The organism is Corallococcus caeni (assembly GCF_036245865.1).
GTDB lineage: Bacteria > Myxococcota > Myxococcia > Myxococcales > Myxococcaceae > Corallococcus > Corallococcus caeni.
In genome coordinates this window covers 665,066-685,100 of sequence record NZ_BTTW01000004.1, presented here as the reverse complement: position 1 = coordinate 685,100, position 20,035 = coordinate 665,066, and the positions used below count along the sequence as shown (strand labels likewise).

Below are 20,035 nucleotides of genomic sequence, written 5' to 3'. Positions count from 1 at the left end.
GCGTTCTCCAGGCGACGTCCGGAGGGCGCGGATGAAAGCGGCCCGCCGGGGGTTGGGGGTGCTTGACACCCGGACACGCCCAGGCCGACAAGGCGGACCGACCGAGGAGGAAGACGTGATGCGACGTTGGGGCTGGGTCTGTGTCTTGGGGCTGCTGGGGGTGGCCGCGTGCAAGAAGGACGTGCCGGCGGAAGCGCCGGACGCGGGCGCGGTGGAGACGGGCCCCTCCGCCCTCACGGAGAAGGAGCCCAACGAGCGGCCCGACCAGGCGCTGGCCATCACGCGCGACAGCGTGGTGACGGGAGGGCTGGCGGCGGAGCCCAACAAGCTGGATGAAGACTGGTACCGGCTGGCCCCCGGCACCCCGCGCATCGCGGACGTGACGGTGACGGGCCTGCCCGGCGGGGACGTGAAGCTGGACGTCTATGACCAGGACCGCAACCGGCTGGTGGGGGTCAACAGCGAGGGCGAGGGCAAGGGCGAGCGCCTTCCGAACCTCTACGTCGAGCAGGAGCGCTGGCTGGTGGTGTCGCCCGCGCGCAAGGGCATGGGCGGGGCGTACACGCTGGAGGTGAAGTACCGCCAGCCCAACGACGGCGAGGAGCGCGAGCCCAACGACCGCGCCGTGGACGCCGCCGCGCTGCCGCTGGGGCAGACGGTGACGGCGTTCCTGGGGCACTCGGGGGATGAGGACTGGTACCGGGTGGAGCTGGCCGGTCCCGGCACGCCCGAGGAGGTGCCAGCGGCCCAGGACAGCGGCGCGCCCGCTCCGGGCACGGCGCCCGCGGCCCCGGGTTCAACGCCCGCGGCCGTTCCGCCGCCGTCCGTGCCGGACGAGACGCCGGTCATCGACGACAACGGGGCGCCCTCCCCCACTCCGGAGGGCACGTTCGGGGGTGGAGAGCCGCCCGCGCATCCGCCGGAGAACGCGATGCCCACGGCGCCCGGGGAGCTGGGCGGGGCGGTGGCGGCCCAGGCGGTGGACGCGGGTCCGCCGCCCGAGCCCGAGGTGCCTTCGGTGGCGCTGAAGATCGAGCTGTCCGCCGTGGAGGGCGTGCGGCCGGAGGTGTCCGTGCTGTCCGCCGCGGAGGCGCCGCTGTTCACGCTGCAGGGCAAGGAGGGCGAGCCGCTCGCCCTGCGCAACATCGGCGTGAGGGCCACGGACCGGGTGGTCTACGTGGTGGTGAAGGGCGGCTGGACGGGGACGGGCAAGGCGCAGCGGCGCACCTACAACGCGCAGGTGCCGTACACGCTGACGGTGTCCCAGGAGGAGGCGGGGGCGCACGCGGAGCTGGAGCCCAACGACGAGCTGCTCAAGGCCACGCCGCTGACGGGCGCGGGCTATCGCGAGGGCTTCCTGTCGCCGAAGTCGGACGTGGACAACTACGTGCTGACGGCGCGCGAGCCGGTGCTGGCGAAGGTGGAGCTGTCGGGCGTGGAGCGGTTGGACCTGACGCTGTCGATGGTGGAGCCGCCGCAGGGAGACGGGCTGAAGGAGACAGTGCTGCTCAAGGCCAACGACGGGGCGCTGAAGGAGCCGGAGCGGCTCAACAACGTCGCGTGCAGCGGCACCTGCTACTTCCGGGTGGAGGGGTCGTTCCGCAAGGTGAACGGCAAGTTCGTGAAGGACTTCGAGAACGCGGACCAGCCCTACCGCATCAGCGTGACGACGGTGCCGGACGACGGCAGCCAGGAGCGCGAGCCCAACAACACGTCCGACCGCGCGCAGGACCTGACCCTGGGCAAGGCGGTGCGAGGCACGGTGTACCCGGCGAAGGACGTGGACTACTACCGGGTGGACCTGTCCGACCGGCCGGTGCGCACGGCCATCACCGCGACGCTGCTGGGCATCCTGAAGGTGGACGTGGGGCTGTACCTGCACCGGCTGCAGCCGGACGGGAAGCTGACGCTGGTGCAGACGTCCGACCGCGCGAAGGGTGACCAGCCGGAGACCATCCGCTACAGCGCCGAGCCCGGCGTCTACGTCTTCGAAGTCCGCGACGCGAAGAACCGCGAAGCGAACTTTCAGGACTCCTACCAGCTGACAGTCGAGGAGGGGGAGTAGCCGACTTCTGATTGACAAGGCAGGGCCCCGCCCCTACTTTGGGCCCTGCTTCGCACGTCGCACGCGGTGGTAGCTCAGTTGGTAGAGCACGAGCTTCCCAAGCTCGGGGTCGAGGGTTCGAATCCCTTCCGCCGCTCTGAAGAGACACAGGCCGCTGGTTCCTTCCCGGAACCAGCGGCCTTCGTGTTTCCGGGGCCCTGCGATTCTGGAAGACTCTCCGGGTCAAGCGAGAGGAGCCCCATGCGTGAGGCAGAAGCGTGGTCCCGCCGTGGCACACGTCGTCGCATCGCCCGCCCTCGTCCGTGGGCCGGGCTGCTCCTGACGCTGGTGCTGGCCGGGGTGCTCCTCCCCCTCCCCCGCGCGGAGGCCTTCCCCATCGCGCCGTGGACGCTCTGGGAGCTGACGGAGACGGCGGAGCTCGTGGTGTGGGCGGACGTGGAGAAGGTCATGGACCTGCTTCCGCCGAAGTCGCCCGAGGAGAAGCGGGAGCGCGACCGGTGGGATGACAGTGAGGTCGCGTACCTGCGCGTTCGCGAGGTGTGGCGCGGGCAGGCGCGCCCGGACGAGCAGCTCAAGGTGTACTTCAACGGAAGCTACCTCTGCCCGGCACCTCCCCATTACGAGCCCGGCCAGGCGGTCATTGCGTTCCTCAAGCGAGAAGGTGGGCTCTGGCGGACCGTCGCGCTGTCGTACGGGACGCGCTACCCGGAGAGCGATGACGAACTCGCGGCCTACCGGCGAGCGGTGACCCGCTTCCGGGTGACGCAGGAGCAAGCCATCGTGGCGCGAGCCGCGGGCCGCGGGGAGGCAGGAGTGCAGGCAGCGCTCACGGACTGGCAGGTGCTCGCGGCCGAGCATCCCGCGACACGGTGGGATGGCTTGTACGGCTTGGTGCCCGCGTCCGATGCGGACCTCTGGTTCTACGACCCCAGGAGCCATGCCCCACCGCACCTGTTCCCCGCGCATCGGGAGCAACTGGCCCGCGCGTTCGTGACCGCGCCGTCCCTGGACCGCACGTCGGTCATGATGCTGACGGTGCTCCACGGTCACATCAGCGCAGACGTGGATGACACGGCGGCACGTGTCCTGGAGACCGTCCTCGCCGAGGAGCGCCCACCGTATTGGGCCCTCAGCGCGTTCGACCTGCTGCGCGAGCGCTACGGAGAAAAGCCCGAGGCCCGGTCCGAGCAGACCCAGGATCCGCTGCTGCGCGCCCATGGCGATGCGACGGACGCCCTGCCCCTGCTCCAGCAATGGCAGCACTTCAAACAGCGCCACCACCTGGCGCCGGAGCGACTGCCCTTGCCCGCGGGGCCCGGAGTCCCTGGCACCGGTGCGAACACCACGCTCTGAGTTCTCAGACCGCGCGGCTACTTCGCGATCCACTTCGCGAAGCGCTGGTCGAGGAGCGGAGCCGCCTTGTCGACGGCGTCCCAGGTGTCGTCATCGAGCTTCGGCGCGTCATGGCCGAACGCTCCCGCGCGCTTTCCGAACGTCTTCTTGAGGTCGGTGGTGATCCACAGCCCGTTCATGTTGTGGAACCACCGATACGCCATCAGACGGAGGCCCGGCGCATCGCGCAGATGGTCGTCCCAGAGGCCGCGCGGAAGCGCCTGCTTCACGAACTCCGAGCCCTTCGCCTTGCGTGCCACGACCGCCTCGAGCAACGCGCGGTGCGCCGGGAAGCGCGAGCCGTCGAGCAGTCCCCGCGTCGCGGCATAGCCGATGAAGAGTCCGGTCGTGAGGTCGGGATGCCGCTCGAGCTCGCCTGCGCCCTTCACGGCGAGGGTGACGGAGAGCGACTCGTCGAACTCCAGCTCGAGCCAGACCTGCCCCGCGGTATCGAGCGCGAACTCCCACCAGGTGACGGTGAGCGCGTCCTCGTCCATGAAGCTGGCGCGGCGGCCGGAGGGCGGGCCGAGCAGCTTTGCGATCTCCGCCTCCGTCTTCACCTTCCACGGGACGCCGAGGACGTCCTCGCCCGTCTTCGACCTCACCCACGCGGAGGCGACGTAGGGGATGAACGTCTTCGCGGTCTTCGGGATGGGCGGGAAGGCGTCGTTCAGGATGTCGTGGGAGAAGACGATTTCGACGCCGTGCTTCGCTGCCTCGACGTTCACCGAATCAGTGTTCTCACTCGTGGACGCGGGCACCTTCTTGCCCAGCGCTTCGGTCACGTAGGCAATGACGTCGGGGTCGTCCGCGCGCCGCCCGAGGACCGACGCCAGCCGCTGCGTCTTCGGGCCGAGCTTCTTCATCACCTCGGTCGGCTTGAACGTGTGGACCGCCGCGAGTTGCGTGGACGCGGGCACGGCGTCCCCGTCCAGCCAGGCCGCGAAGTCGAAGTCCTTCGCCTTCGGAGCCTTGACCTTCTTCGCCTTCAGCCACGCGGCCAGCGCCTTCCGCTCGGAGGCCCCCTCTTCGTCGTCGAGGTCGTCGAGTTCCGTCTCGCCCTTGGACCACAGCATCAGGAACTCCTCGAGGCTGTTCGCGACCGTGCGCGCCTCGCCCTCCGAACCGAGCAACGCCACCGCCCACGGAGCGCCGGCCCCGGGGTTCACGAGCGCGAGCAGCGAACCATCCGGGAGATGGAGGAACGCGAAGGCGTCACGGCGAAGCCGCTCCGCCTCCTCGGGGAGCCACTCCTTCGGAATGGGCTCGGCTTCGAGCGCATCGAACCAGCCCAGCGTTCCATGGGACTGCTTGCCAACCCAGGCGCCGACCTCCGCGAGCAGCGGCGGAATCGCATGACCCTTGGGCGCCTTGGAGAGCTTGACCGTGTAGTTCGCCATTCAAGCCAGCTTTGGTCGCGGACCCGAGGCTGTAAAGGCACAAGCGGAGGTCTTGACTGAACGAAATTTCAGCATCACCCTGGTCCGGTGAAGGCCCGTCCTGTCGACAATCCGCCCAACCCCTGGGCGAGCACCGCGGTGGAGTACCTGGACGAGATTCCCCCCGCGCGCCTGGAAGTCTGGGAGGACCACAGCCGCTCCATCATCGCGAGCAACGACAGCCCCGACGTGTGCTTCTCCTGGAGCGTCAACCCGTACCGGGGCTGCCTCCACGCCTGCGCCTACTGCTACGCGCGCCCCACGCACCAGTACCTGGACTTCGGCGCTGGCACCGACTTCGAGACCCGCCTCGTCGTCAAACCCAACGCCCCGGAGCTCTTGCGCGAGGCCTTCGACCGTCCGTCGTGGAAGGGCGAGACGGTCGTCTTCAGCGGCGTCACCGACTGCTACCAGCCGCTGGAAGCCTCGCTTCGGCTCACCCGCCAGTGCCTGGAGGTCTGCGCCGAGTACCGCAACCCCGTGGGCATCGTCACCAAGGGTGTGCTGATTGAACGCGACCTGGACGTGCTCCAGCGGCTCGCGGCCGAGACGCGGCTCTTCGTCAGCATCAGCCTCCCCTTCCACAACGAGGAGCTGGCGCGCGCCATGGAGCCGCTCGTCGCCACGCCGAAGCGGCGCCTGGCCACCATCCGCAAGCTCACGGAGGCCGGCATCGACGTGGCCGTGTCCGTGGCCCCCATCATCCCCGGCCTCAACGACGAGGACATCGCGCGGGTGCTCGCCTCCGCTCGCGAGGCCGGCGCCACGCGCGCGCACTACACGCTCCTGCGGCTGCCCGGCCCCGTGCAAGCCGTGTTCGAGGAGCGCCTGCGCGCGAAGCTGCCCCTGAGAGCGGAGCGGGTGCTGCACCGCATCCGAGAGACGCGCGGCGGGGAGCTCACCGACAGCCGCTTCAAGCACCGCATGCGCGGCGAAGGGCTCTACGCGCAGACCATCCACCAGCTCTTCGCGACGGCGGCGCGTAAGGTGGGCATGCGCGCCTCCTCCGTCACGGAGGCCGCGCCGGACACCTTCCGGCGCCCCGCGCGGCCCTCCAACTCCCCCCAGCTGTCGCTCTTCTAGGCAGCGACGCGGGAGGGCCCTATTTGCGGATGATCTGTAGCAGCGACAGCAGGATGACGGCGCCCACCGTGGCCACCAGCAGCGAGTACAGGTTGAAGCCCGTCACGCCGCTGCCGCCGAAGAAGCTGAACACCCAGCCGCCCACCATCGCGCCGACGATGCCGGCGACGATGTTGGCGAACATCCCCATCCGGGCGTTGGTGCCCTTGATGATGCTGGCCAGCCAGCCCGCGATACCGCCCAACACCAGCCACGAGCAGATTCCCATGACGTCCTCCTCCAGGTAGTGCCCGAAGGCCTACCAGACCTCACAGCGGTTCGCAGCCGGGGCCACCATCTTCGCCCCCGCGGGGCAGGAGAAGGCCTGCTGGAACTGCGGCAGGTTCACGTCCGGCCCCATCACGCGCAGGAACGCCGGCGAGTGCGAATCCGTCAGCGCCCGCTGCCGCGCAGCCTCATTACGAATCTTCGAGCACCACGATTGCGCGTGCGCGAGGAAGAACTGCTGCCCCGGGGTGAACCGGTACGAATTCGCCTTCGCCGCCTGGTCCGGGTGCTTCGCCAGGTACGCCTCCATGGCCGCGTACGCCAGCTTGAGCCCGCCCAGGTCCGCGACGTTCTCCCCCAGGGTGAGCTTGCCGTTCACCTTCACGTCGTCCACGGCCGTGTACTGGTCGTACTGGTTCTTCACGCACGACACGCGCTCGCGGAAGGCCTTGTCCGACGCCGGGGTCCACCACGTGCGCAGGTTGCCGTCCGCGTCGAACTGGCGGCCCTCGTCGTCGAAGCCGTGGGTGATTTCGTGGCCCACCACCATGCCCATGGCGCCGAAGTTCACCGCCGCGGACGCGTCCCGCCCGAAGAACGGCGGCTGGAGGATGCCCGCCGGGAAGACGATCTCGTTGGTGGCCGCGTTGTAGTAGGCGTTCACCGTGGGCGGCGACATGAACCACTCCTGCCGGTCCACCGGCTGGCCCACCTTGCGCAACTGGCGCGCCTGCTCGAACGCGTCCGCCGCCAGCAGGTTGTCCAGGAACGAGTCGCGCTTCACGGTCAGCCCGTCGTAGCTGCGCCACTGGTCCGGGTAGCCGATCTTGTTGGTGATCTTCTTCACCTTCACCAGCGCCTGGGCCTTCGTCTGCGCGTCCATCCAGGAGAGCGTGTCCAGGTTGCGCTCGAAGGACTGCTCAATCTGCTGGACCATGTCCAGCGTGGTGGCCTTGCCGTCCGCGCCGAAGGTGCGCGCGATGAAGGGCTTGGCCAGCGCGTGCGGCAGCGCGTCGTCGGTGGCCTCCACGCACTTCTTCCAGCGCGCCAGGTCCGCCTTCGCGCCGGTGAGCACCGTGGACTCGAAGCGGAAGAACTCGTCGCGCAGTGCCTTGGGCAGCGCGTTCTGCGAGTGCTTCACCAGGTGGTAGGAGAGGTACGGCCCCATGTCGGAGGGCCGCTGCTGACGCACCAGCCCGGACACCTCCGAGAAGAACTTCGGCTGCGTCACGTTGAGCGCTTCACCGGCGGGCAGCCCCACCTCCGCGAAGTACGTGTCCCACTGGAAGGCGGGGGCCAGCTGCTTCAGGCCCTGGCGCTCCAGGCGGTGGTAGACCTTCTCCGGCTCGCGCGTCTCGTCCTTGGGCAGCCGCGCGTTGGCCAGGCGCGTCTCGATGGCGACGATGCCCGTGGCCTTGCGGCTGGCGACGAAGGGCGCGTCCCCCAAGAGCTCGAACACCTTCTGCACGTGCGCCTGGTAGGCGGCGCGCGCCTCGCGCATCTTCACGTCCGGCTTGAGGTAGTAGTCGCGGTCCGGCAGGCCCAGGCCGCCCGCGTCCACCACGGCGATGACCTGCGTGGCGTCCTTCTGGTCCTGATCCGACGTCACCCGGAACAGCGCGTTCACGTTGCGCGCGTGCAGCCACGCCACCGCCTGCGCCACCGCCTGCGGGCTCTTCAGGCCGTTGAGCTTCGCCAGGTAGGTGCGCAGCGTGGGCAGCGACTGCTCCAGCTTCGCCTCGTCCATGCAGGCGCCGTAGTAGTCCCCCAGCTTCTTCTCCTCCGGGGTGCCCTCGCCCTGCCCCTCCGCGGCCTTGGTGAGGATGTCGCGCAGCACGGTCTGGTTGCGCTCGGCCACCGTCTCGAAGCCGCGGCTCCAGCGCGCGCGCTCGGCGGGGATCTCCGTGGTCTTCAGCCAGCCGCCACAGGCGTAGGCGTAGAAGTCGTCACAGGGGTTCGCGGAAGGGTCCATCACCGCAGCGTCCAGGCCCGGGGGCATGGGGCGCTCGGCCATGGGCACGTTGGAGGCCTCCGGCGCGGGGGCGGGCGTGGACGGTGCGGCGGTGGCCACGGGGGCCGGGGTGGAGGCCTGGGACGGCTCGGGGGTGGGCTCCGCCGTCTTGCAGGCGGCGCCAAGGACACAGGTGGCGGCGAACAGGGCCAGTCGCTTCACAGCGTTCTCCAGCACGGACAGGGGTGGGATGCGATTCGGCGCGCATCAACGCCGGATGCGACAGGGCATTCCAGCGTCAACTCACCGGCGTGTGACAGGGGCGCCGCGCGCTGTCCACCATTGAAGCAATGGCGTCCTCCCGAAACAGCGACGCCCCGGGGAGCGCCCCTCCGTGTGAAGAAGGGACACGCCCGGGGCGCGCGTGAAGGCTTACAGCGGAGGCGGTGCGTCAGTCTTCCTTGCCGAGCATCCCGTCCTTGAGGCCGTCGTCCACGGGGTCCTTGCCCAGCCACACGGAGAAGAGCGCGTCCGCGAAGTCCTTGCCCTCCACGTCAATGGACTTGCCGTCGCTCGTGTGCACGTTGGTGCCCTTGCCGGGGACGTAGGTGAGGATGAGTTCCTGGCCCTCCTTCACCTCCGCGGGGATGGCGTTCTTGAAGGCGTTCAACCGGTCCTGGAGCTTGGGCAGGTTCGCGCCGGCGTTCTTCTTGAAGCCGTTCTCGATGGCCTCGGTGATCTGCTCCTTCTTGAGGTCGCGCTTCATGAACATGCGCACGCGCTTGATCTCATCCGCGTTGAGCAGCGCGGTGGCGTCCTGCGTGGGGGTCTCCACGTAGAGGCCCACCGTGTAGACCTTGAAGATGGCCTTCTTGCGCAGGCCGACGCCGTTGAGCTTCAGCTCCTTGCCGTTGACGGTGGCGGTGTCGGGGTACTTCACGCCGGCGATGTCCTTGGCCATGACAGGCGCGGCGAGGGTCAGCGACAGCAGCACGGCGGTCAGCGTCTTCTTCATGGAAAAACCCTCCGGGTGGTTTCTGCGCGATGTTGGACGCAAGCCTAGCCGTGCGTCTTCACGAAATGATCCATGAAGGACGTCAGCGTCTTGACGTCCTGCGGCGAAACCGCGTTGTACATCGACACGCGGATGCCGCCCGCCGTGCGGTGGCCCTTGAGCCCCACCATGTGGGCCTTCTTCGCCTCCGCGACAAAGGCCGCATCCAGCTCCTCTGTGGGGAGGTGGAAGACGACGTTCATCACTGAACGGGACTCGCGCTCCACCGGGGCCCGGTAGAAGCCCGCGTTGCGGTCGATGGCGCCGTACAGCGTGTCCGCCTTCTCGCGGTTGCGCTGCTCCAGCGCGGGGAGGCCGCCCAGCCCCTTGGCCCACTGGAGCACGTTGCGCACCAGGTAGATGGCCAGCGTGGGGGGCGTGTTGTAGAGCGAGTTGTTCTCCGCGTGCGTCGCGTAGCGGAAGTACTTGGGGATGTCCTTGCGCCCCTTCGCGATGAAGTCCTTCGCGGCGATGATGAGCGTGACGCCGGAGGGGCCCAGGTTCTTCTGCGCGCCCGCGTAGATGAGCGCGAAGCGGCTCACGTCCGTGGGCTTCCAGAGGAAGTCCGAGCTCATGTCCGCCACCAGCGGCACGCGGCCCACGTCCGGGAAGGTGTGCCATTGCGAGCCGAAGATGGTGTTGTTGCTCGTCAGGTGCACATAGGCGGCCTGGGGGTCGAGCTGGAGCTCTCCCTGCTTGGGCACGCGCAGGTAGCGCTTGTCCGGCAGCACGGTGGTGGCCGCGACGCGCGGCGAGCCGAAGTACTTCGCCTCGTCGAAGGCCTTCTCGCTCCAGACCCCGGTCATCAGGTAGTCGGCGGAGGCGCCCTGGGTGAGGAAGTTCATGGGCACCTGCGCGAACTGCTGGGACGCGCCGCCGGTGAGGAACAGCACCTGGTGCGTGGCGGGGATGCCCAGCAGCTCCGTCAGGAGCGCGACGGCCTCGTCGTGGACGCCCTCGTAGTCCTTGCCCCGGTGGCTGTGCTCCATGACGGACATGCCCGTGCCATGGAAGTCGAGCAGCTCATCCCGGGCCTGCTCGAGGGCCGGCAGGGGCAGACCGGCGGGGCCGGCGTTGAAGTTGATGACGCGCATGACGGGGACCTCACGGTGGGAAACGACGTCCCCCCATTCTTCCCCCCGACCGGCCCCTGGAGGCCAGCGCGAAGCGTCATGACCGCCTGCCTCCTGACGGAAGTCACTCCGCCGGGCGCAGCACCAGCCCGTCCCTCGCGAAGCGCACCACCTGCGCGTGGACGTCCGGGGCCGCCATGCCGGTGGCCTGGGCGACGGCCTCTTCGGACAGGCCCTCCACCGCCATCTTGAGCACCAGCAGCGCGGGCGGCGTGGCCTCCATGTAGAAGGTCACCAGCCGCTCCGGGTGGCGCCAGAGCAGCGCCAGCTCCTCCCCTTCCAGGGGAGCGCCGTCCGCGCCCCGGGCCCGCACGAACGCGCAGAGCTGGTAGGGCTGCTCCAGCACCGCGAGCGTGGGGTTGGGCGTCAGCCGCTCCACCGGCTCCGGGATGACCTCCTCGGAGGCGAACACCGCGAAGTCCGCCCACTCGAAGCGCGCCAGCGGGGGCAGGAACGGGGGCAGGCCCTTCGCGGCGGCGGCGTCCGCGACGAAGGGCGCGAAGCCCTCGCCCAGGCGGTTGAGCTCGTAGTGCCGCGCGGGGCGCGTGCGGGTGTAGCCCTCCACCAGCGCGTCCCACGCCTCCGGCGTCACCGCCTTGCGCGTCAGCGGGAAGAGCTTCTCCAGCGTGGAGCGCACGTGGCCGCGCACGAACTGGCCATAGAGGGCCATGCGCTCCGGATCCACGTCCCAGCCGGGGTGCGACGCGGACAGCTTGAGCAGGCCCTCCGCGCCCGGCGGGCCCGCGAGGTACGCATCCATGCTGTCGAAGAAGTGGCGCAGCGACTGTTTCATCGCGCACCCTCCGCGAGCACGCCGCGCGCCAGGTCCGCCTCGTCCAGCACGGCGTCCAGGGACGGGATGGCCTGGTCCCATTCAATCAGCGTGGACACGGGGCCGGTGCGCTCCAGGGTGTAGCGGTACAGCGCCCACACGTCGTCGCAGACGCGGTCGCCGTGCGTGTCGATGAGGACGGTCTCCCCCACGTCGTGGCCGGCCAGGTGCACCTGCACCACGCGCTCCAGGGGCAGCGCGTCCACGAAGGCGCGCGGGTCGTAGCCGTGGTTCCTCGCGTTGACCCAGACGTTGTTCACGTCCAGCAGCAGGCCGCAGTCCGCGGCCTCCACCACCTGGCGCAGGAAGTCCGCCTCCCCCAGCGTGCCGCCCGGCATGGCGGCGTAGTAGCTGGGGTTCTCCAGGAGGAAGGGGCGCTCCACGCGAGACATCACCTCGCGCACGCGCGGCACCACGTGCTCCACCGCGGCCTCCGTGAACGGCAGCGGCAACAGGTCATGCAGGTGCACGCCGCCCAGGCGCGAGTAGCACAGGTGGTCTGAGAAGAACGGCGCGTCCAGGCGCTTCACCAGCGCGGCCAGGCGGGTGACGTAGTCGTCATCCAGCGCGTCCGGCCCGCCGATGTTGAGCCCCACCCCGTGCGGCAGCAGCGTCCAGCGCTCGCGGCACGCGTCCAGGGCGCGCTGGGAGCGGCCGCCCAGCGTGAGGAAGTTCTCCGGGATGATCTCCACCCAGTCCAGCGCGCGCGGCGTGCGCGGCAAGGCTTCGTAGAAGTCTCGGCGCAGCCCGATGCCCGCCCCCAGCGGCTTCAACCCATGGCGGTCTGCATAGCGGGGGGACGGCATGCGGCGCTCCTTCGGGGAACGGAACTGCGGAGGCGAGGGTGGAAACAACACGGGCGGCAGGAAGAACCCTTCCCGCCGCCCGCGAGCCTGGGAGGAGACCTGACACGCAGGCCCTCTCCCGGGGAACGACTACTTCTTGCCGCTGCAGGAGCCGGAGCCGCAGGAGCCGGCGCCACAGCTGCCCTCGGCGCCCTTCTCCGGGGTCGCGGCGGGGGCGGCGGCGGGCTTGTTGCTGCAGCTGCCCTCGGCGCCCTTCGCGTCGGTCGCCTTCGCGTTGCTGCAGTTGGCCTCGGCGGCCTTCTCCGACGACGCGGAGTGCATGGTGCCCTCGGAGGCCTTGTTGGACGCACAGCCGGTGGCCAGCGCGCTGAGGGACAGGGTGCCGACGACCGCCGCAAGAGCCTTGACGTTCATGTGTTGCTTCCTTTCGTACCGCGTGGGGGTGTGACTACGGGGAACAGAGGACTACGGCTTGAACTGCGTGGAGCCCCAGGCGTCGACGGTGACGTCGGCCCGCTCGCCCACCTTCAGCACCAGCGCCTCGGTGCGCTTGATGCCGTAGGCCTCCAGGGGAATCTGGAACTTCGCGCGCACGCGCAACAGCTCGCCGGCGGCGCGGTTCTTCGTCTCGGCCGTCTCCTGGAGGTACGTGGCCGTCACCTCCACGGGCTCCTCGCGCGTGACGCCGTGAATCGTGAAGGTGCCCTTCGTCTTCAGCACCACGGGCTTCGCGTTGGCGAGCGGCGCGGGCAGGGCCACGTCCTTGAACTCGAAGACGATGTCCGGGAACTTCGCCGCGTCCAGCCAGCGGTCGTTCTGCAGGTGGCCGTCGCGCGTCTCGTTGCCCGTCTTGATGGAGCTGACCGGCACCTGGAACCGGCCGCTGGCCTTCTGCCCCTTCACCTCCACGCGGCCCGTCACCTTGTTGGACAGGCCGTTGATGACCTCCAGCGGCGCGTCCAGCACGAACATCACCGTGTCGCGGCTGTTCGGATCATTGAAGACGAAGCGCTTGTCGGAAGGCGCCGGCTCGGCGGCGGACGCGGACAGCGACAGGACGGCGGCGAGCATCAGGACGCTGCGGAACATGGCGGACCTCATCTACGGAAGCCGCGAACCTCGCGGATGCATGCGATACGCGACATCCGGAAGCCGGTTACAGCCCCTTCACTTTTCCGGGTGTTCACCCCGCGTCATCCGGAGTCCGCCCACCGTCCATGGCCTCACGCAACCCACTGTCCGGCGCAGCATGGAGCTTGACGCCACCCGGGTCAATTCGGACGCCCAGCGTTTCCAAGAGGGGCCCCAGCTCCGAGAACGCGGGCACCGGCAGGTGACGGGCGAGCAGCGCATCGAAGAGGGGCTGACCGGCGACCGTGTCCACGGCGGCACCGAAGCTCTCCAGCGACGACGTGGGCCCGCGCGTGGCGAGCAGCTCCAGCACGTCCTCCAGGCGGGCGCGGCCGTGCGTCACGCGCCGCAGCTCCACGTCCAGGTGGAGCGCGAAGAAGGCCCCGGACCAGTAGAGGCCCTGGAAGTTGTGCTCCTGCGCCACGACCTCCTTCATGGTGCGTGAGCCCGCGGCGGCCTGGCCGCGCGCGAAGCCCTTCGTCAGCTCCTGCCAGGCCTGCCGGGCCGTCTGGCGTCCGGAGCGGGCGCGGGCGAGCTCCGTGTAGTAGGTGGCCAGGCCCTCGGTGAGCCACGCCACCCGGGGCAGCAGCGTCGGGTGCGTGAGGTGCAGCATCTCGTGGATGGCGACCCAGTCCCTGGCGAAGGACGCGGCGGTGGCGTCCTGGCCCACGAGGATGGAGATGCTGGGCGGCGAGCTCCACTGGACCATGCCGAAGACCCCGGGCGTGTCCTCGCCGGGCACGGGCACGATGCGCACGGTGACGCGCGGGTACGGGAAGCGCTTGCGCACGGTGACCACCTCGCGTCCGGCCTGTTCGAGCCACGCGCAGATTTCCGCGTCGGAGAGGTGCGTGAAGCGGCCCAGCAGCGCGACCTCCAGCACGGAGGCGCCGACGTGCGCCTCGCAGCGCCTGCCGCCGAAGGCATGGAAGCCCGCGTCGATGAGGTCCTCGCCGCGCAGGTGGTAGACGCCGCTGGCGTCGGGCTTCCAGGGAAGGAGGGGCTCCGTGCCGGACACGGTGAGGTCCACGCGCAGGCCAGGCGTCACGCTGCTGGGGGTCAGCAGGTAGGCCTTGCCGGCCACGTGCCACGCGTCCCCTTCGCCCATGCCGCCGAACAGGTGCCGGCCACCCTGCTGAACCGAGGCGGCCAGCGGGTAGCGGTAGCGGAGGACACGCGCCCCCTCCGGCACCTGCAGCACTCCGTTGCTGGGGAAGAGTTCGAACCGGGTGCCGGCCTCGTCCACCGCCGTCAGCGACTCCACGCGCCCTGGCTGCCGGAAGAGGAATTCGCGCGGAAATTTCCGCGGCAGGAAGACCTCCACGTCCAGGCGCGGCGTGGGGTCATGCGTGTACGCGATGTTGTAGCGCAGGGGCGCGGCGTCCTTCCTGGGAGGCGCGAGAGGCACGGTGGCACATGCGCTCAGCGTGAGTGCGAGGCAGAGGAGCCATGCGCGCGCCACCCGCGTCTTCATTGCGTCCACCCTTGCCCCCACGGTTCGTCATCCGCGTGAAGGACTCCACGGCGAACCCCGTTCGTCCAGTCCGGAGTGTCGACGCACGCGGACGACTGCTCAGTGGGGCTTCTTCCGTGCGGAGCGGGCCCGGGGCACGCGGGGTGCCGCCGCCCCCTCGTCCACGGGAGCCCCCGCGAGCAGCAGCGCGCGCGCCGCGTCGAGGATCTCTCCCGCCAGCGGCTGGGACGCGGTGGCCCGCGCGAGCGTCATCGCGCCGAAGCACAGCGCCACCGTCGCCAGCATCTGCTGCCGGGGCGTCGCGCCCTCGCGCGCGGGGAGCTGCGCCTGGGCCTCGCCCACCAGGTCCTCCAGTCCCTGTCCGAACGCGGCCTGCACCTCCGGCGTCGCGCGCGTCAGGTCCGACAGGAGCGACGGCATCATGCAGGCCGTATCCCCCGTGGCCCGGTTGTACTGGTCCAGGTAGCGCCGCGCGAAGCGCTCCAGGAACTCCGGGCCTCGCGACGTCCGCAGCCCCGAGAGCCAGCGCGTCCTGTTCGCCGTCATGAAGGCGCGCAGCGACTCCGCGAGCAGCGCCTCCTTGGAGGCGAAGTGGGCGTAGAAGCCGCCCACCGTCAGGCCCGCGGCCCGCATCACCCGCTCCACGCTCGCACCGCTGAAGCCCTCCGCGCGGAACAGCTTCTCCGCCGCCGCGAGGATGCGCGCGTGCGTGGCCTGCTTGTGCTCAGCGGTGTAGCGCATGGCGCCTACTCCTTGCCGCCCGAGCCCGGCGGCCGGAACACCATGCACGTCGTGGTGCCGTGCGCGTAGAGGGTGCCCTTCTCATCCACCAACCGCCCCTGCGCCGTCGCCACGCGGCCGCCCAGGTGGATGACCTCGCCCCTGCACAACAGCTGCCCCGTGTCGTGCGCGATGCCCTTCACGTAGTTCACGTGCAGCTCCAGCGTCGTGTAGCCCGCGCCCACCGGCAGCATCGTGTGGATGGCGCACCCCATCGCGGAGTCCATCAGCGTCGCGGCCAGGCCGCCGTGCACCATGCCGATGGGGTTGTAGTGGTGCTCGCCCGGCTTCACCGCGAACACCACCCGGCCCTCCTCCACCTCCACCGGAGAGAAGCCCATCAGCTCCGCGATGGGCGGCCCCGGCAGCTCCCCGCGCTGGATGGCGCGCAGGTACTCCAGGCCCGACAGCGTCTTCGCCGCGGAGGCGCCCTCTCGGGGGTCCCTCCACGTCACCGTCCGCGTGCGCGGGTTCACGGGCTGCTCGCTCATCAGGACTCCCTCGGGCTTGAACTCATGGAAGGATGGTCATAATACCATCCCGTTCAATCAATGGGGTCAAGGAGTTCGCGATGGGACAGCGGCGCGTCGTCGTGACGGGAATGGGGCTCATCAGCCCGTGTGGCATCGGCGTGGAGCCAAGCTGGGACGCGCTGGTGAACGGCAGGAGCGGCGTGGGGCCCATCACCCTGTTCGACGCCAGCGGCCTGGACTGCCGCTTCGCCGGTGAGGTGAAGGGCTTCAACCCGGAGGCCTACATCGAGCGGCGCGAGGTGCGGCGCATGGACCGCTTCGCGCAGTTCGCGGTGGCCGCGTCGGACATGGCCATCGAGGACGCGGGGCTGGTCATCACGCCGGAGAACGCGGACCGCGTGGCGGTCATCGTCGGCTCCGGCATCGGCGGCATCAGCAGCCTGGAGGAGACCCACCGCAAGGCGCTGGAGAAGGGGCCGGACCGCATCAGCTCCTTCTTCATCCTCCAGATGATCATCAACATGGCGCCCGGCTACATCTCCATGCGCCACGGCATCAAGGGCCCGTCCTGGTCCACCAACTCCGCGTGCTCCACCAGCGCGCACGCCATCGGCGAAGCACTGCGCGGGCTCCAGCGCGGCGAGTTCGACGTGGCGGTGGCGGGCGGCGCGGAGGCCCCCATCTCCATGCTGGGCGTGGGCGGCTTCGCCGCGATGAAGGCCCTGTCCACCCGCAACGACGCGCCCCATGCGGCGAGCCGCCCGTTCGACAAGGACCGCGACGGCTTCGTGCTCGCCGAAGGCGCGGGCATCCTCATCCTGGAGGAGTACGAGCACGCGCGCGCCCGGGGGGCCCGCATCCTCGCGGAGCTCACGGGCTATGGCGCCAGCTCCGACGCCTACCACGTCACCTCACCCGCGCCCGCCCACGAGGGCGCCCAGCGCGCGATGCGGGCCGCGCTCAAGGACGCGCGACTGGCCCCCGCGGACATCGGCTACCTCAACGCCCACGGCACCTCGACGGACATCGGCGACCTCCTGGAGATGGAGGGGATCGCCCACGTGTTCGGTGACGCGGCGAAGACGCTCGCCATCTCCTCGACCAAGTCGATGACGGGCCACATGAACGGCGCGGCCGGCGCGGCCGAGGCCGTCATCAGCATCCTCGCCCTCACCCGCGGCGTGCTGCCCCCCACCATCAACCTGGAGCACCAGGACCCGCGCATCCCGCTGGACTGCGTGCCCAACACCGCCCGCGAGACGCGCGTGGACGCCGTGATGAGCAACTCCTTCGGCTTCGGCGGCACCAACGTCGCCCTCGTCTTCCAGCGGGCCCCGGAGGCGCGTTGATCCTTTGTAAATATTGTGGCCCCCGTTTACTGACTTTTCCCCAGTCCTGTCGCGCCGCGTCAGTCAAGGGTTGACAACGCGGTGTCCGGGCGCCGCCGCCGCACACCGGGACCACCTGAAAGCGGCGTGATTACATGGGATTACGTCCCGCTACGGCCAGGGTGGGGGCAGTCAACCCTTCGCGCGTCGCCTGCGGGACAGCGTTGCGGCGAACCGAAAACGTTGATTGCAAATCGGTAAATCGGTTTGCAGAGTGGATCCAGAGACCCGGTGCTGGAGCGCGCCTTGTGACGCGGCCCGCCGGGGGTTGGAGCCATGAACAACGACAACGCGCTGAACGCGAACGTGGGGCTGAAGCTTCGAGGCCTCCGCTTGCAACGCAACATCAAGCAGGCGGACGCCGCCAAGGACCTGGGCGTTTCGCCCGCGTACCTGAACCTCATCGAGAAGGGCAAGCGCGTGATGCCCTTCCCCCTGCTGTGGAAGGCGCTGCGTTACTTCGAGCAGGACCCCGAGCAGTTCATGTCCACGCTGGGCGAGGGCCGCGTGGACGAGGCCCTGGCGAAGCTGCTCGACGAACCGCTCCTCAAGAGCCTGGACATCGACTCGGAGTCGCTCCAGTCGCTGTCCGCGGAGCCGAAGCTGGCCGGCACCGTCGCCGCGCTGTTCAACCTCTACAAGAACACGCGCACGCAGCTGGAGAACGTGCTCGCGCAGCTCAACGTGGAGGAGCGAACGCGCACGCAGGGCTCCACCTCCGGGATGGGCAACACGCCGGGCGTGCGCTTCGACTACTCGCCCTTCGACGAGGTCAGCGACTTCCTGGAGAAGCACCGCAACTACTTCCCGGAGCTGGAGGAGCAGGCGGAAGGGCTGCGGCGCGACTTCCGCCTGGAGCAGCAGCTCACCAGCAGCCAGCTCATCCGCATGCTGGAGGAGCGCTTCGACTTCAAGGTGCAGATTGAGCGCGCGGCCAGCGGCTCCTCCGTGGTGCGCCGGCTGGACCTGGACGCGCGCACGCTGACGCTGTCGCCGGACCTCACGGAGCAGCCGCTGAAGTTCCAGGTGGCCGCGTCCATTGGCCTCATGGTGATGGACCGCGAGAAGCTGGTGGAGCGCATCCTGGGAGCGGGCCGCATGCGCCACGGGGAGACGGAGCGCCTCATCAAGGTGAACCTGGCGAACTACTTCGCCGGCGCGCTGATGCTGCCCTACGGCGAGTTCTTCAAGGAGGTGCAGCGCACGCGCTACGACGTGGAGCTGCTCTCCAACGTCTTCGGCACCACCTACGAGACGGTGGCCCACCGCATCTGCAACCTGTCCGACCCCAAGCGCCAGGGCCTGCCCTTCCACTTCCTGCGCGCGGACATCGCCGGGAACATCTCCAAGCGCTACAGCGGCACCGGCATCCGCTTCGCCTCCGGCGGCGGCTCCTGCGCGAAGTGGGCGGTGCACCTGGCGTTCCTCAACCCGTCTCAAATCACGCGCCAGTACTCCATCATGCCGGACGGCACGACGTACTTCTGCTTCGCGAAGGTGCAGCTGCAGCCCATTGAGGGCTCCATCGTGAAGGGCACGGCGTACTCCATCGGCCTGGGCACGCACGCGGAGAACGCGAAGTACCTGGCGTACGGCCTGCCCACCAACGACCTGCGCAAGGACGCCATCCCCAGCGGCATCTCCTGCCGCTTCTGCGAGCGCACGGACTGCAACCAGCGCGCGGCGGCCAGCTACCGCTTCGCGTTCGCCTTCGACGAGTACACGAAGAAGGACTGCTTCTTCTCCCCGCTCCTGGTCCACGAGAAGGAGAAGGCCGAGCGCAACGGGCACCCCGAGCCCGATGGCAACGGCGCTGAAGGGGGCGAGAAGCACGATTCGCTGGACAGGGGCGCCCGGCGCCGCAAGGTTCACGAGAACTGACATGCACCCGTCCGACAACGAACGCGCCCACATCACCGACGCCATCCAGAAGCAGCAGAACGCGCTCGCCCCGCTGCGCATCACCGGCTCACCCTCGGAGGTGGGCCAGGGGCTGGTCGCGCTGGCGGAGCTGTACGGGATGCTGGAGGACCACGCGGCGAGCCGCGAGCACTACGAGGAGGCCTACGGCTTCTTCAAGACCGCGGGCAACAAGCCCGGCCAGGCGCAGGCCCTCTTCGGCCTGGGCGTGGTGAAGGCCCACTTCGAGGACCACAAGGGCGCCATCGAGCACATGGCCACCGCCGCCCTGCTCTTCAACGAGGCGCGCGACCGCGAGGGCGAGGCGCTCACCCGCGCCTGCATCGGCGAGTCCCTGCGCGCCATGGGCGAGGTCGACGGCGCCGAGGAGAAGTACCAGGAGGCGCTCATCCTCTACCGCCAGACGCGCAACACGGAGCGCATGGCGCGGCTGCTGCTGGACATCGGCGACCTGCGCATGGCCAAGGGCGAGTACGAGCCCGCGCGCAAGCGCTTCCTGGAGGCCGTGCCGCTCCTGGAGCAGGGCGAGGACCCGGACGCGCTCGCGCTGGGGCACCTGCTCCTGGGCGAGGCGGAGGGCCTGCTGGGCCACCACGACAACGCGCGGCCGCACCTGCTGCGCGCGGTGGACGTGTACGGGGAGCTGCACGACCACGTCTACGAGGCCCGCGCGCGCTGGGACCTGGGGCTGTCCTGCTACTACCTCCAGGACTACGCCGCGGCCCGCGAGCAGTTCGAGGCGGTGCTGCCCATGTACGAGGACCTCCGGCAGCACGACGAGGTGGCGAAGGTGAAGAACGTGCTCGCGCACTTCGCCGCGCGCGGCGTGTAGCCCCGCGCGCGGCCT

18 protein-coding genes and 1 tRNA gene are annotated in these 20,035 nt (G+C 69.7%); 7 read left to right on the top strand and 12 right to left on the bottom strand.

Annotated features, from left to right (window positions below; genetic code table 11):
- Window positions 1-118 precede the first annotated feature (118 nt).
- The 3 genes from AABA78_RS21020 (at window position 119) to AABA78_RS21010 (ending at window position 3,418) form a co-directional block, all read left to right on the top strand.
- Window positions 119-2,065 carry an ABC transporter substrate-binding protein gene (locus AABA78_RS21020; RefSeq protein WP_338265025.1) on the top strand — a complete coding sequence of 649 codons (1,947 nt, stop codon included), beginning with the start codon at window positions 119-121 and terminating at the stop codon, window positions 2,063-2,065.
- 63 nt (window positions 2,066-2,128) lie between these two features.
- Window positions 2,129-2,201, top strand: a tRNA-Gly gene (locus AABA78_RS21015).
- 104 nt (window positions 2,202-2,305) lie between these two features.
- Window positions 2,306-3,418 (top strand): hypothetical protein, encoded by a 1,113-nt coding sequence (locus AABA78_RS21010; RefSeq protein ID WP_338265023.1) that lies wholly within the window; start codon window positions 2,306-2,308, stop codon window positions 3,416-3,418.
- Window positions 3,419-3,435: 17 nt separating this feature from the next.
- Here the strand turns inward: AABA78_RS21010 and AABA78_RS21005 are convergent, their stop codons facing one another.
- Window positions 3,436-4,857 carry a hypothetical protein gene (locus AABA78_RS21005; RefSeq protein WP_338265021.1) on the bottom strand — a complete coding sequence of 474 codons (1,422 nt, stop codon included), beginning with the start codon at window positions 4,855-4,857 and terminating at the stop codon, window positions 3,436-3,438.
- 87 nt (window positions 4,858-4,944) lie between these two features.
- Between AABA78_RS21005 and AABA78_RS21000 the strand changes: the two genes are divergently transcribed.
- Entirely contained in the window at window positions 4,945-5,979 is a 1,035-nt protein-coding gene (locus AABA78_RS21000) for a PA0069 family radical SAM protein (protein ID WP_338265019.1), read from the top strand.
- A gap of 19 nt (window positions 5,980-5,998) precedes the next feature.
- Here the strand turns inward: AABA78_RS21000 and AABA78_RS20995 are convergent, their stop codons facing one another.
- The 11 genes from AABA78_RS20995 to AABA78_RS20945 all read right to left on the bottom strand — a co-directional run bounded on the left by AABA78_RS20995 (window position 5,999) and on the right by AABA78_RS20945 (window position 15,898).
- Window positions 5,999-6,247 carry a GlsB/YeaQ/YmgE family stress response membrane protein gene (locus tag AABA78_RS20995; RefSeq protein WP_171420082.1) on the bottom strand — a complete coding sequence of 83 codons (249 nt, stop codon included), beginning with the start codon at window positions 6,245-6,247 and terminating at the stop codon, window positions 5,999-6,001.
- 30 nt (window positions 6,248-6,277) lie between these two features.
- A complete protein-coding gene (locus AABA78_RS20990) occupies window positions 6,278-8,419 on the bottom strand; it encodes a M13 family metallopeptidase (protein WP_338265015.1) in 2,142 nt (713 codons plus the stop codon).
- Between the two features lie 229 nt (window positions 8,420-8,648).
- The gene (locus AABA78_RS20985) at window positions 8,649-9,212 is read right to left on the bottom strand and encodes a chalcone isomerase family protein (RefSeq protein ID WP_338265013.1); all 564 of its coding nucleotides are present in this window, start codon (window positions 9,210-9,212) and stop codon (window positions 8,649-8,651) included.
- Between the two features lie 44 nt (window positions 9,213-9,256).
- A complete protein-coding gene (gene serC / locus AABA78_RS20980) occupies window positions 9,257-10,345 on the bottom strand; it encodes a 3-phosphoserine/phosphohydroxythreonine transaminase (protein WP_338265011.1) in 1,089 nt (362 codons plus the stop codon).
- A 103-nt stretch (window positions 10,346-10,448) separates the two neighbouring features.
- Window positions 10,449-11,177 (bottom strand): HvfC/BufC N-terminal domain-containing protein, encoded by a 729-nt coding sequence (locus AABA78_RS20975; RefSeq protein WP_338265009.1) that lies wholly within the window; start codon window positions 11,175-11,177, stop codon window positions 10,449-10,451.
- Window positions 11,174-12,022 carry an MNIO family bufferin maturase gene (gene bufB, locus AABA78_RS20970; RefSeq protein WP_338265007.1) on the bottom strand — a complete coding sequence of 283 codons (849 nt, stop codon included), beginning with the start codon at window positions 12,020-12,022 and terminating at the stop codon, window positions 11,174-11,176. The genes AABA78_RS20975 and bufB overlap by 4 nt, the downstream gene beginning before the upstream one ends.
- Before the next feature lie 129 nt (window positions 12,023-12,151).
- Entirely contained in the window at window positions 12,152-12,436 is a 285-nt protein-coding gene (locus AABA78_RS20965; RefSeq protein WP_171415104.1) for a hypothetical protein, read from the bottom strand.
- A gap of 51 nt (window positions 12,437-12,487) precedes the next feature.
- On the bottom strand, window positions 12,488-13,111 hold the full coding sequence (locus AABA78_RS20960; protein WP_171415102.1) for a YceI family protein: 624 nt from the start codon (window positions 13,109-13,111) through the stop codon (window positions 12,488-12,490).
- Between the two features lie 94 nt (window positions 13,112-13,205).
- Window positions 13,206-14,627, bottom strand: a complete 1,422-nt coding sequence (locus AABA78_RS20955) for a M61 metallopeptidase family protein (RefSeq protein WP_338265003.1) — start codon at window positions 14,625-14,627, stop codon at window positions 13,206-13,208.
- Window positions 14,628-14,726: 99 nt separating this feature from the next.
- Entirely contained in the window at window positions 14,727-15,368 is a 642-nt protein-coding gene (locus tag AABA78_RS20950; protein ID WP_338265002.1) for a TetR/AcrR family transcriptional regulator, read from the bottom strand.
- A gap of 5 nt (window positions 15,369-15,373) precedes the next feature.
- A complete protein-coding gene (locus AABA78_RS20945) occupies window positions 15,374-15,898 on the bottom strand; it encodes a PaaI family thioesterase (RefSeq protein WP_338265000.1) in 525 nt (174 codons plus the stop codon).
- A gap of 80 nt (window positions 15,899-15,978) precedes the next feature.
- On the opposite strand from AABA78_RS20945, the gene fabF reads away from it, so the two are divergent.
- The 3 genes from fabF to AABA78_RS20930 all read left to right on the top strand — a co-directional run bounded on the left by fabF (window position 15,979) and on the right by AABA78_RS20930 (window position 20,020).
- Entirely contained in the window at window positions 15,979-17,229 is a 1,251-nt protein-coding gene (gene fabF / locus AABA78_RS20940; protein WP_338264999.1) for a beta-ketoacyl-ACP synthase II, read from the top strand.
- 315 nt (window positions 17,230-17,544) lie between these two features.
- Window positions 17,545-19,149: a helix-turn-helix domain-containing protein gene (locus tag AABA78_RS20935; RefSeq protein ID WP_338264998.1), complete on the top strand. Its 1,605-nt coding sequence runs from the start codon at window positions 17,545-17,547 to the stop codon at window positions 19,147-19,149.
- 1 nt (window position 19,150) lies between these two features.
- A complete protein-coding gene (locus tag AABA78_RS20930; RefSeq protein WP_171415092.1) occupies window positions 19,151-20,020 on the top strand; it encodes a tetratricopeptide repeat protein in 870 nt (289 codons plus the stop codon).
- Window positions 20,021-20,035: the final 15 nt, after the last annotated feature.

What these genes read in the sequence shown, in the direction of transcription:
- serC (WP_338265011.1), bottom strand. Translation starts at nt 10,345, where the DNA reads ATGCGCGTCATCAACTTCAACGCCGGCCCCGCCGGTCTGCCCCTGCCG.
- AABA78_RS20965 (WP_171415104.1), bottom strand. Translation starts at nt 12,436, where the DNA reads ATGAACGTCAAGGCTCTTGCGGCGGTCGTCGGCACCCTGTCCCTCAGC.
- AABA78_RS20930 (WP_171415092.1), top strand. Translation starts at nt 19,151, where the DNA reads ATGCACCCGTCCGACAACGAACGCGCCCACATCACCGACGCCATCCAG.
- AABA78_RS21005 (WP_338265021.1), bottom strand. Translation starts at nt 4,857, where the DNA reads ATGGCGAACTACACGGTCAAGCTCTCCAAGGCGCCCAAGGGTCATGCG.
- AABA78_RS21020 (WP_338265025.1), top strand. Translation starts at nt 119, where the DNA reads ATGCGACGTTGGGGCTGGGTCTGTGTCTTGGGGCTGCTGGGGGTGGCC.
- AABA78_RS20995 (WP_171420082.1), bottom strand. Translation starts at nt 6,247, where the DNA reads ATGGGAATCTGCTCGTGGCTGGTGTTGGGCGGTATCGCGGGCTGGCTG.
- AABA78_RS21010 (WP_338265023.1), top strand. Translation starts at nt 2,306, where the DNA reads ATGCGTGAGGCAGAAGCGTGGTCCCGCCGTGGCACACGTCGTCGCATC.
- AABA78_RS20945 (WP_338265000.1), bottom strand. Translation starts at nt 15,898, where the DNA reads ATGAGCGAGCAGCCCGTGAACCCGCGCACGCGGACGGTGACGTGGAGG.
- bufB (WP_338265007.1), bottom strand. Translation starts at nt 12,022, where the DNA reads ATGCCGTCCCCCCGCTATGCAGACCGCCATGGGTTGAAGCCGCTGGGG.
- AABA78_RS20975 (WP_338265009.1), bottom strand. Translation starts at nt 11,177, where the DNA reads ATGAAACAGTCGCTGCGCCACTTCTTCGACAGCATGGATGCGTACCTC.
- AABA78_RS20950 (WP_338265002.1), bottom strand. Translation starts at nt 15,368, where the DNA reads ATGCGCTACACCGCTGAGCACAAGCAGGCCACGCACGCGCGCATCCTC.
- AABA78_RS20985 (WP_338265013.1), bottom strand. Translation starts at nt 9,212, where the DNA reads ATGAAGAAGACGCTGACCGCCGTGCTGCTGTCGCTGACCCTCGCCGCG.
- fabF (WP_338264999.1), top strand. Translation starts at nt 15,979, where the DNA reads ATGGGACAGCGGCGCGTCGTCGTGACGGGAATGGGGCTCATCAGCCCG.
- AABA78_RS20935 (WP_338264998.1), top strand. Translation starts at nt 17,545, where the DNA reads ATGAACAACGACAACGCGCTGAACGCGAACGTGGGGCTGAAGCTTCGA.
- AABA78_RS20955 (WP_338265003.1), bottom strand. Translation starts at nt 14,627, where the DNA reads ATGAAGACGCGGGTGGCGCGCGCATGGCTCCTCTGCCTCGCACTCACG.
- AABA78_RS20960 (WP_171415102.1), bottom strand. Translation starts at nt 13,111, where the DNA reads ATGTTCCGCAGCGTCCTGATGCTCGCCGCCGTCCTGTCGCTGTCCGCG.